We start from the raw sequence: 9,403 nt of genomic DNA on the forward strand, positions 1-9,403 counted from the left end.
AAGACAGCATGCGGGATCGCGGCTGGTGGATGGCAGTGGCGCTGTGCGGCGCCCTGACGGTGATGGCCGGGGCCTTCGGCGCCCATGCCCTGAACGGCACCCTGACGCCGAGGCTGATGACGGTGTTCGAGACCGGGGTGCGCTACCAGGCCTGGCACACCCTGGCGATGCTCGCCGTGCTGGCCTGGCGCGCCGCACGGCCGCTGGCCGGCCAGCGCTGGGTCCTTGGCCTGTGGCTGGCCGGCATGACGCTGTTCTCGGGCTCGCTCTACGCCCTGGCGATCAGCGGCGTGAAGGTGCTCGGCGCCATCACGCCGATCGGCGGCGGGCTGCTGATCCTCGGCTGGCTGGCGCTGGCCGTGGCGGCCTGGCGCAGTCAGTCGGCATCGGGCAAGGCATAAGTCGCGGTGACCAGCGCCACCGGCGCCTCCTCGCCGTCGGAGAACAGCTGCACCTCGCCCACCGCCAGCCGTCGCCCCAGCTTGAGCAGCCGGGCGTTGGCGATCAAGTCGCGATCGCCCCGCGGGCGACGCAGGAAGCGGCAGTGCAGGTCGCTGGTGACCGCCATCGGCTCGGGGCCGATCTGGGCCAGGATCGCCACGTAGAGGCAGACGTCGGCCAGCCCCATCAGAGTCGGGCCGGAGACGCTGGCACCGGGACGCAGGTGCTCGTCCTCGATGGCCAGGCTCATGGTGGCGCGGCCCTCGCCGACGCCCTCGATGGTGCCGGCACGCTGGGGAAACACCTCGTCGAGGAATTCCTCGATGGCGGCGGCGGTCATCACGGTCATGGGCGCGCTCCCTGCGGCTGAACGATGGCCACAAGATAGCCCAGCCCGCGCGCGACGCACACCCGGGGCATCTCCCTTTTCCCTTCTCTCGCTTTCTCGCCCCCAACGAAAGCCGCCCCCATGAAGGGGGCGGCGAACGGCATGCTGGCGAGAGGCGATCAGCCGGCCTTGTGGACGGCGCGCCAGTGGTGCAGCAGCGGCTCGGTGTAGCCGGAGGGCTGCTCGATGCCCTTGAAGATCAGGTCCGAGGCGGCCTGGAAGGCGTAGGAGCCGGCGAAGTCGGCGCTCATCGGCGAGTAGGCCGGGTCACCGGCGTTCTGCTCGTCGACCACCTTGGCCATGCGCTCCAGGGTAGCGCGCACGCGGGCCTCGTCGACCACGCCGTGGTACAGCCAGTTAGCCACGTGCTGGCTGGAGATGCGCAGGGTGGCGCGGTCTTCCATCAGGCCCACGTCATGGATGTCCGGCACCTTGGAGCAGCCGACGCCCTGTTCGACCCAGCGCACCACGTAGCCGAGGATGCCCTGGCAGTTGTTGTCCAGCTCCTGCTGCAGCTCGTCCTCGGACCAGTCGGTGTTCTCGGCCACCGGCACGGTCAGCAGCTCGTCCAGCAGGTCCGGCTCGCCCTGGGCCTCCAGCTCGCGCTGCACCTCGGCCACGCTGACCTGGTGGTAGTGCAGGGCGTGCAGGGTGGCGGCGGTCGGCGACGGCACCCAGGCGGTGTTGGCGCCGGCCTTGGGATGGCCGATCTTCTGCTCGAGCATGGCCGCCATCAGGTCCGGCATGGCCCACATGCCCTTGCCGATCTGGGCGTGGCCGCGCAGCCCGCAGGCCAGGCCGACCTGAACGTTGTTGCGCTCGTAGGCGCCGATCCAGGCGGCGCCCTTCATGTCGCCCTTGCGCACCATGGGGCCGGCCTGCATGGCGGTGTGCATCTCGTCGCCGGTGCGGTCGAGGAAGCCGGTGTTGATGAACACCACCCGCGAGGTCGCCTCATTGATGCAGGCCTTGAGGTTGACCGAGGTGCGGCGCTCCTCGTCCATGATGCCCATCTTGAGGGTGTCACGCTGGAGGCCCAGCAGGTCCTCGACGCGGCCGAACAGCTCGTTGGTGAAGGCCACTTCCTTCGGGCCGTGCATCTTCGGCTTGACGATGTAGACCGAGCCCTCGCGGGAGTTGCGGGCCTCGCCCTCGCCCTTCTGCAGGTCGCGGATGGACAGCAGGCTGGTCATGACCGCGTCGAGGATGCCTTCCGGCAGCTCGTTGCCGTCGGCGTCCAGCACCGCCGGGGTGGTCATCAGGTGGCCGACGTTGCGCACGAACAGCAGCGAGCGGCCGGGCAGGGTCACCTCGCCGCCGTCCGGCGCGGTCCAGGTGCGATCCGCCGCCAGCTTGCGGGTGAAGCGCTTGCCGCCCTTCTCGATCGGCTCCTCGAGGTCGCCGGCCATCAGGCCCAGCCAGTTGGCGTAGACGCCGACCTTGTCCTCGGCGTCCACCGCCGCGACCGAGTCCTCGCAGTCCATGATCGAGGTCAGCGCGGCCTCGACGACCACGTCCTTGACGCCTGCCGCATCGGTCTTGCCGATCGGATGGGTGGCGTCGATCTGGATCTCCAGGTGCAGGTCGTTGTTGGCCAGCAGCACCGAGGTCGGCGCGTCGGTCTCGCCCAGGTAGCCGACCAGCTTGCCCGGCTCCTTGAGGCCGGTCTCGCGGCCGCCTTCCAGGCTCACCACCAGGTGGCCGTCGCGCAGCGCGTACTTCACGGCCTCGGCGTGGGAGCCGGTGGCCAGCGGCACGGCACGGTCGAGCACGCCGCGGGCGTAGGCGATGACCTTCTCGGCGCGCTTCGGGTTGAAGCTGTCGCCGCGCTCGGCGCCATCCTCGTCGGCGATGGCATCGGTGCCGTAGAGCGCGTCGTAGAGGCTGCCCCAGCGGGCGTTGGCGGCGTTGAGCGCGTAGCGGGCGTTGTTCACCGGCACCACCAGCTGCGGGCCGGCCTGCACGGCGATCTCGCGGTCGACGTTGGTGGTAGTGACCTTGACCTCGGCGGGGGCCGGCTGCAGATAGCCGATGCGCTCGAGGAAGCCGCGATAGGCGGCCATGTCACGCACCGGGCCTGAATTCTCGCGGTGCCAGGCGTCGAGCTCGGCCTGCAGGGCATCGCGCTCGGCGAGCAGTTCGCGGTTCTTCGGTGTCAGATCATGAAAGAGGGCGTCGACGCCGGCCCAGAAGGCCTCGGGATCGACGCCGGAGCCCGGCAGGGCCTGCTCATTGATGAAGCGGTCCAGCTCGGCGGCCACCTGCAGACGGTGGCGAGTGATACGTTGGGTCATGGGTCGTTCTCCTATGCGAGGCGTTTCGGCGCTCCCCAAGCGCCAATCGGCCGGACAGGCAATGGTGACTGCGTGGCCTCAGTATTGTGGAAAATACTTCCACATGTAAACCCGAAGCCTGCGAACCACCCCCGGAACTCGACCAATAGACGAGGCCGGAGACGTTGGAAGGCGACGCTGGTGACCGTCCCGACGGGACGCTAGCATGGGCATCCACACGGAGGACTCGATGACCGACTTCACCCCCCTGCAGGCGCTCGGCCCCATCGCCCCGGCCGACCCCGCCGGCCACCCGCTCCAGGGCTACCTGGGCCACTACGGCCTGGCGCCGCTGCTCGCCGAGCGGGTGGGCCTGCAGGTGGGGTACGTGGACGCCCACGGCTTCCGGCTGTGGACCCAGATCTGGCGCCCGCCATCGCCGCGCGGCACCGTGTTCGTGGTGCACGGCTACTACGATCATCTGGGCCTCTATCGTCACCTGCTCGAGTGCCTGCTCGAGCGCGGCTGGCAGGTGGTGCTGTGGGATCTGCCCGGGCACGGGCTGTCCAGCGGCCCCCGCGCCACCATCGCCGACTTCGATGACTATGGCAGCTGCCTGGACAACCTGCAGACCCAGTTGACCGCCCGCGACCTGGCGCCCCGGCCCTGGGTCGGCATCGGCCAGAGCACCGGCGCGGCGATCCTGGCCACCGACGCCCTGCGCCGGGGCGACGACGGCCACTGGAGCGGCCTGGCCCTGCTGGCGCCGCTGGTGCGCCCCTGGGGCTGGAACCAGTCGAGCTGGCTGCACCGCCTGCTGGGCCCCTTCGTGCGTTCGGTGCCGCGCCGCTTCCGCGAGAACTCCACCGACAGCGACTTCGCCACCTTCCTTCGCGAGAGCGACCCGCTGCAGCCGGACCGCCTGGCCATGGAGTGGGTGGACGCCATGCGCCGCTGGATGCCGCGGCTGCTGGCCATGCCGGCCAGCCCGCTGCCGACGCTGATCCTGCAGGGCGAGCAGGATCTGACGGTGGACTGGGAATGGAACCTGGAGGTGCTGACGCGCAAGTTCCCGCGGGCCGAGATCCATCGCCACCCCGAGGCCCGCCATCACCTGGTCAACGAGGCCGAACCGATCCGCCGGGTGCTGTTCGAGGAGCTCACGCGGTTCCTCGCCGGCCTCGAGGAGGCCGACATTCCCTCTTCCACCACCCGCAGGGTCTCCCGCCGATGAGCCGTCGCCGCTTGCCGCTGCTGCCTCTCCTCCTGCTGACGGTGCTGCCGCTCGCCGGCTGCGCCGTCGGCACGCCGGACGCTCCCCAGACGGTTCGCCAGGCCCTGTTCGGCCTCGGCGAACGCGCCGCGCAGCGGGTGGCCGAGGCGCCACCGCTGCCACGACCGTCCTCCGACGAGGTGCTGCTGCTGGCCGCCCCCGAGGTCGATGACGCGCTCGGCGTCGGCGAGGACCGCCTGCTGGAAAGCCTGACCCGCTCCCTGCTGGGCCTCGGCCAGGGGCCCCAGGTGCTCGACTGGCAGCCCGCGCTGGCCTCGGGCGCCGCGGCCAACCAGTGGCGGCTGGACAGCCGGCTGGTCAGCGCCGGCCCCCGGCTGGCACTGTCCGACCGGACCCTGCTGCCGTATCGCCTGGAGCTGACCCTGCGCCGCCCGGGCGACGCCACCCCGTTGTGGCAGACGCGGCTGGATGGCGCCCTGGACGCCACCGCGCTCTGACGCTGGGGGCCGTGCTTCGTCAACGCCCCTGCAGCAGCCGATCGAGCTGACGATAGCCGATCGCCTCGACCAGTTGCTCGCGCCCGGGGTGCGGCTCGCCGGCCAGGTCGGCCAGGGTCAGCGCCACCCGCAGCACCCGATGATAGGCCCGCGCCGAGAGATTGAGCCGCTCCAGCACCCCGGCCAGCCAGGCCCGATCCGTCCCGCTCAGTGCGCAGGCGGCCTCCAGCTCGCGACTGCCCAGCCGGGCATTGAGCGCCCCGCGCGCCCACTGCCGCTCCCGGGCCGCCAGTACCCGCTCGCGTACCGCCGCCGAGGGCTCTCCGCTCTCCCGGGCGGTCAGCTGCTCCGGCGCCAGCGCCGGCACCTCCACCTGCAGGTCGATACGGTCGAGCAGCGGTCCGGAAAGCCGCGCCTGATAGCGCTGGATCTGGGCGGCGGTGCAGTGGCAGGCCCGGCGAGGGTCACCGAGATGGCCGCAGGGGCAGGGATTCATCGCCGCCACCAGCTGGAAGCTCGCCGGATAGCGCCGCTCGTGGCTGGCGCGGGCGATGTGGATGCGCCCGGATTCCATGGGCTCGCGCATCACCTCGAGCACCTGGCGGGGAAACTCGGGCAACTCGTCGAGGAACAGCACGCCCCGATGGGCCAGCGAGATCTCGCCGGGCCTGGGCCGCGAGCCACCGCCGACCAGCGCCACCGCGCTGGCGGTGTGGTGGGGCGAGCGGAAGGGGCGCCGCCCCCAGTCCTCGTCGAGCGGCAGGCCACACACCGAACGCACCGCCGCCACCTCCAGGGCCTCGTTCTCGGTCAGCGGCGGCAGGATCCCGGGCAGGCGGCTGGCCAGCATGGTCTTGCCGGTGCCTGGAGGACCGGCCAGCAGGAGATTGTGGCCACCGCTGGCGGCGACCTCCAGGGCGCGCCGCGCCTGGTGCTGGCCACGTACCTCGGCGAGATCGGCACCCGTCGTCAGCGCCTCGGCGGGGCGCGACGCCCGATGGGGCTCGATCGGCGTCTGGCCCAGCAGGTGTGCGACCACCTCGAGCAGGTGATCGGCGGGCAGCACCTCGAGATCGCCCGCGAGCGCCGCCTCGTCGGCGTTGGCCCGGGGCACGATCAGACGCCGCCCGGCCCCGCGGGTGGCCAGCGCCAGCGGCAGCATCCCGGGCACCGGACGCAGCGCGCCGTCCAGGGCGAGCTCGCCCGCGCATTCGATCTCGGCCAGCGCCTCGGCGGCGATCTGGCCCGAGGCCACCAGCAACCCCAGGGCGATGGGCAGATCGAAGCGCCCGCCTTCCTTGGGCAGGTCGGCGGGCGCCAGGTTGAGGGTGATGCGACGCATCGGGAAGTCGAAGCCGGCGTTGACCAGCGCGCTGCGGACCCGCTCGCGGCTCTCCCGAACGGCGGTCTCCGGCAGCCCGACCAGGGTGATGCCGGGCAGGCCGTTGGCCAGATGCACTTCCACCAGCACCTCGGGAGCCTCGAGGCCGAGGCCGGCCCGGGTGCGAACGATCGACAGGGTCATCGGCGGTCCCTCGCGCGGTTCCTTTCCTCAGGTAAGTCCTAAAGCTAGTTCAGCGCGACGAGCCCCGCTCGGTGACGGTTCGGAATCAGCGCCCGGTCTCGCCGGCGCCGGCATCTTCCTCAGGGGTGGACGACTGCGCCTCGGCGGCCGCATCGACCGAGGCCTCATCCGCCACGGCCGGCACCTCGCCGCCCGCGCGGTTGGCGTCTAGGGCCTCTTCCAGCGCGGCGACCTGCTTCTCCAGCGCCTCGACCCGGCCGCGGGTGCGCTGTAGCACGTCCATCAGGATGTCGAAGTCCTCCCGCGACACCAGCTCGAGCCGGTCGAAGGCGCCGCGCACCACCTGCTGAATGCCTTTCTGCACGTCTTCCGGCGCCTGGGAGGCGCCCTGCAGGCGCTCGCCGATCTGCTGGGCCAGGCGGCCGATGCGGTCTTGGCTGACCATGATGTCTCTCCTGAGTGGAATGGGCCTTAGGGGAATAGGGCTGACTCCAAGGATACGCAAGCCGCCCGGCGGGCGCATTCCCGGGTGGCGCGGGCCTCGCCCTCGGATGGTGCGAAGCGCTCGCTCACCAGCATCAATTCAGTGCACGGCGTCCATTCACGCCTGCACCAGCCTCTCTCTGCCGGGGCGCTATTGGCAATCAACGCCCTGAAAAATATGGCAAATCCAGTTCGATGGCACGGTTTAAGCAGATGCAGGGAAACCTGCACACACACCGCGCGGAGCAGCCCGCGCTCATCCAATGGGGAGATCCGGGATGAAGCTGATTACCGCCATCATCAAGCCGTTCAAGCTCGACGACGTGCGCGAAGCGCTCGCCGACAACGGGGTCCAGGGCATCACCGTCACCGAAGTCAAGGGCTTCGGCCGCCAGAAGGGCCACACCGAGCTGTATCGTGGCGCCGAGTACGTCGTCGACTTTCTGCCCAAGGTCAAGGTCGAGATCGCCGTGGACGACGGTCGCCTCGATACCGTGCTGGACGCCATCTGCAGCGCCGCCAACAGCGGCAAGATCGGCGACGGCAAGGTCTTCGTGACCCCCCTCGAGGACGTCATCCGCATCCGTACCGGCGAGCGCGGCGCCGACGCCGTCTAAGCCGACCGTCTCTCTCCCTTTCCTTCTGGAGTGACAGCCATGAACGAGTTGACCGAGCTGAGCTACGCGCTCGATACCTTCTACTTCCTGATCTGCGGCGTCCTGGTGATGTGGATGGCCGCGGGCTTCTCGATGCTCGAGGCCGGCCTGGTGCGGTCCAAGAACACCGCCGAGATCCTGACCAAGAACATCGCCCTGTTCGCCATCGCCTGCACCATGTACCTGCTGCTGGGCTACTACCTGATGTACTCCGGCGACGCCGGCGGCATCCTGCCCAACCTGGGCTTCCTGCTGGGCGACGACAATACCGTGGCCGCGGTGACCGCGGGCAGCGACGATGCGCCCTACTACTCCATGCGCGCCGATTTCTTCTTCCAGGTGGTGTTCGTGGCCACCGCCATGTCCATCGTCTCCGGTGCCGTGGCCGAGCGCATGAAGCTGTGGGCCTTCCTGGCCTTCGCCGTGGTGATGACCGGCGTCATCTATCCGGTCTCCGGCTACTGGACCTGGGGCGGCGGCTGGCTGGCCGAGGTCGGCTTCTCCGACTATGCCGGTTCCGGCATCGTGCACATGGCCGGCGCGGCCGCGGCCCTGGCCGGCGTGCTGGTGCTCGGTCCGCGCAAGGGCAAGTACGGCAAGGACGGCAGCATCTTCGCCATCCCCGGCGCCAACATGCCGCTGGCCACCCTGGGTACCTTCATCCTGTGGATGGGCTGGTTCGGCTTCAACGGCGGCTCCGAGCTGAAGGTCTCCGACGTGAGCTCCGCCAACAACATGGCCCAGGTGCTGGTGAACACCAACGCCGCGGCCGCCGGTGGCGTGATCGCCGCACTGATCCTGGCCAAGGCCTGGTTCCGCAAGGCCGACCTGACCATGGCCCTGAACGGCGCCATCGCCGGCCTGGTGTCCATCACCGCCGACCCGCTGTCGCCCAGCGCCCTGGGCGCCACCCTGATCGGCGCCTTCGGCGGCCTGCTGGTGGTGATCTCCATCGTCGGCCTCGACAAGCTGAAGCTCGATGACCCGGTCGGTGCCATCTCCGCCCACGGCGTGGTCGGCATCTGGGGCGTGCTCGCGGTGCCGCTGTCCAACGACGGTGCCTCCTTCGGCCCGCAGATCATCGGCATCATCGGCATCTTCGCCTGGGTCTTCATCGCCAGCCTGGTGGTGTGGCTGATCATCAAGGCGATCATGGGCGTGCGTGTCAGCGAGGAAGAGGAATACGAGGGCGTGGACCTGGCCGAGTGTGGCCTCGAGGCCTACCCCGAGTTCACCGTCTCCAAGGTGCACGGTGGTGGTGGCGCCTCCGGCCGTACCCGCAGCGAGGGCGCGAGCCAGGCCCAGGCAGCCGCCCGCTCCTGATCGCCCCGCCCTGCCGGCAACACGACATGGCCCCCTCGCGGGGCCATTTTTTCGTTCTTCTCTCCGTGGGTGTATGCTCTGGCACAATGACTCCGTCAGGGATGGCGAGTGGCGCCATCGGACACGAACAACGCGAGGAGAGACCCATGAAGCTGGTGACCGCCATCATCAAGCCATTCAAGCTCGACGACGTCCGCGAGGCGCTCTCGGACATCGGCGTCCAGGGCATCACCGTCACCGAGGTCAAGGGCTTCGGCCGCCAGAAGGGCCACACCGAGCTCTATCGCGGCGCCGAGTACGTGGTCGACTTCCTGCCCAAGGTGAAGCTCGAGGTCGCCGTGGACGAGGCCATGGCCGAGCAGGTGATCGACGCCATCACCCAGGTCGCCAACACCGGCAAGATCGGCGACGGCAAGATCTTCGTCACCGCCCTGGAGCAGGTCATCCGGATTCGCACCGGCGAGACGGATAAGGACGCCGTCTGATCACCCAGGTCGCGCTGACCCTGCAGCAAGATCGGCGACGGCAAGATCTTCGTCACCGCCCTGGAGCAGGTCATCCGGATTCGTGACGGGGTGACGGC

General features: G+C 69.9%; 10 protein-coding genes. 6 read left to right on the forward strand and 4 right to left on the reverse strand.

Going from position 1 to position 9,403, the window contains the following annotated elements:
* Positions 1-8: 8 nt before the first annotated feature.
* Entirely contained in the window at positions 9-401 is a 393-nt protein-coding gene (locus tag C9J49_RS11965; RefSeq protein ID WP_107182180.1) for a DUF423 domain-containing protein, read from the forward strand.
* Here C9J49_RS11965 and C9J49_RS11970 read toward each other — a convergent pair.
* Entirely contained in the window at positions 377-790 is a 414-nt protein-coding gene (locus tag C9J49_RS11970) for a PaaI family thioesterase (protein ID WP_035595012.1), read from the reverse strand. The genes C9J49_RS11965 and C9J49_RS11970 overlap by 25 nt on opposite strands.
* Before the next feature lie 158 nt (positions 791-948).
* Complete coding sequence (locus tag C9J49_RS11975) at positions 949-3,123, reverse strand: malate synthase G (protein ID WP_107182181.1); 2,175 nt, start codon at positions 3,121-3,123, stop codon at positions 949-951.
* A gap of 229 nt (positions 3,124-3,352) precedes the next feature.
* Between C9J49_RS11975 and C9J49_RS11980 the strand changes: the two genes are divergently transcribed.
* Complete coding sequence (locus C9J49_RS11980) at positions 3,353-4,336, forward strand: alpha/beta hydrolase (protein ID WP_035595179.1); 984 nt, start codon at positions 3,353-3,355, stop codon at positions 4,334-4,336.
* Positions 4,333-4,833: a hypothetical protein gene (locus C9J49_RS11985; RefSeq protein WP_046078810.1), complete on the forward strand. Its 501-nt coding sequence runs from the start codon at positions 4,333-4,335 to the stop codon at positions 4,831-4,833. The genes C9J49_RS11980 and C9J49_RS11985 overlap by 4 nt, the downstream gene beginning before the upstream one ends.
* A 19-nt stretch (positions 4,834-4,852) precedes the next feature.
* On the opposite strand, the gene C9J49_RS11990 is transcribed toward C9J49_RS11985, so the two are convergent.
* Positions 4,853-6,358 (reverse strand): YifB family Mg chelatase-like AAA ATPase, encoded by a 1,506-nt coding sequence (locus C9J49_RS11990; protein WP_046078811.1) that lies wholly within the window; start codon positions 6,356-6,358, stop codon positions 4,853-4,855.
* 85 nt (positions 6,359-6,443) lie between these two features.
* Positions 6,444-6,803, reverse strand: a complete 360-nt coding sequence (locus C9J49_RS11995) for an accessory factor UbiK family protein (RefSeq protein WP_046078812.1) — start codon at positions 6,801-6,803, stop codon at positions 6,444-6,446.
* Positions 6,804-7,119: 316 nt separating this feature from the next.
* Between C9J49_RS11995 and C9J49_RS12000 the strand changes: the two genes are divergently transcribed.
* From C9J49_RS12000 to glnK, 3 genes are all read left to right on the forward strand, one after another.
* Positions 7,120-7,458: a P-II family nitrogen regulator gene (locus C9J49_RS12000; RefSeq protein ID WP_016855902.1), complete on the forward strand. Its 339-nt coding sequence runs from the start codon at positions 7,120-7,122 to the stop codon at positions 7,456-7,458.
* Positions 7,459-7,497: 39 nt separating this feature from the next.
* On the forward strand, positions 7,498-8,820 hold the full coding sequence (locus C9J49_RS12005; RefSeq protein WP_107182182.1) for an ammonium transporter: 1,323 nt from the start codon (positions 7,498-7,500) through the stop codon (positions 8,818-8,820).
* 146 nt (positions 8,821-8,966) lie between these two features.
* Positions 8,967-9,305, forward strand: a complete 339-nt coding sequence (gene glnK, locus C9J49_RS12010) for a P-II family nitrogen regulator (protein WP_107182183.1) — start codon at positions 8,967-8,969, stop codon at positions 9,303-9,305.
* Positions 9,306-9,403: the final 98 nt, after the last annotated feature.

Source organism: Halomonas sp. SL1 (genome assembly GCF_003030865.2).
Taxonomy (GTDB): domain Bacteria; phylum Pseudomonadota; class Gammaproteobacteria; order Pseudomonadales; family Halomonadaceae; genus Halomonas; species Halomonas halophila.

Bases quoted from the DNA above. Each gene is read 5' to 3' on its own strand.
- C9J49_RS11970 (WP_035595012.1), bottom strand. From the start codon at position 790: ATGACCGTGATGACCGCCGCCGCCATCGAGGAATTCCTCGACGAGGTG.
- C9J49_RS11965 (WP_107182180.1), top strand. From the start codon at position 9: ATGCGGGATCGCGGCTGGTGGATGGCAGTGGCGCTGTGCGGCGCCCTG.
- C9J49_RS12000 (WP_016855902.1), top strand. From the start codon at position 7,120: ATGAAGCTGATTACCGCCATCATCAAGCCGTTCAAGCTCGACGACGTG.
- glnK (WP_107182183.1), top strand. From the start codon at position 8,967: ATGAAGCTGGTGACCGCCATCATCAAGCCATTCAAGCTCGACGACGTC.
- C9J49_RS11985 (WP_046078810.1), top strand. From the start codon at position 4,333: ATGAGCCGTCGCCGCTTGCCGCTGCTGCCTCTCCTCCTGCTGACGGTG.
- C9J49_RS11995 (WP_046078812.1), bottom strand. From the start codon at position 6,803: ATGGTCAGCCAAGACCGCATCGGCCGCCTGGCCCAGCAGATCGGCGAG.
- C9J49_RS11975 (WP_107182181.1), bottom strand. From the start codon at position 3,123: ATGACCCAACGTATCACTCGCCACCGTCTGCAGGTGGCCGCCGAGCTG.
- C9J49_RS11990 (WP_046078811.1), bottom strand. From the start codon at position 6,358: ATGACCCTGTCGATCGTTCGCACCCGGGCCGGCCTCGGCCTCGAGGCT.
- C9J49_RS11980 (WP_035595179.1), top strand. From the start codon at position 3,353: ATGACCGACTTCACCCCCCTGCAGGCGCTCGGCCCCATCGCCCCGGCC.
- C9J49_RS12005 (WP_107182182.1), top strand. From the start codon at position 7,498: ATGAACGAGTTGACCGAGCTGAGCTACGCGCTCGATACCTTCTACTTC.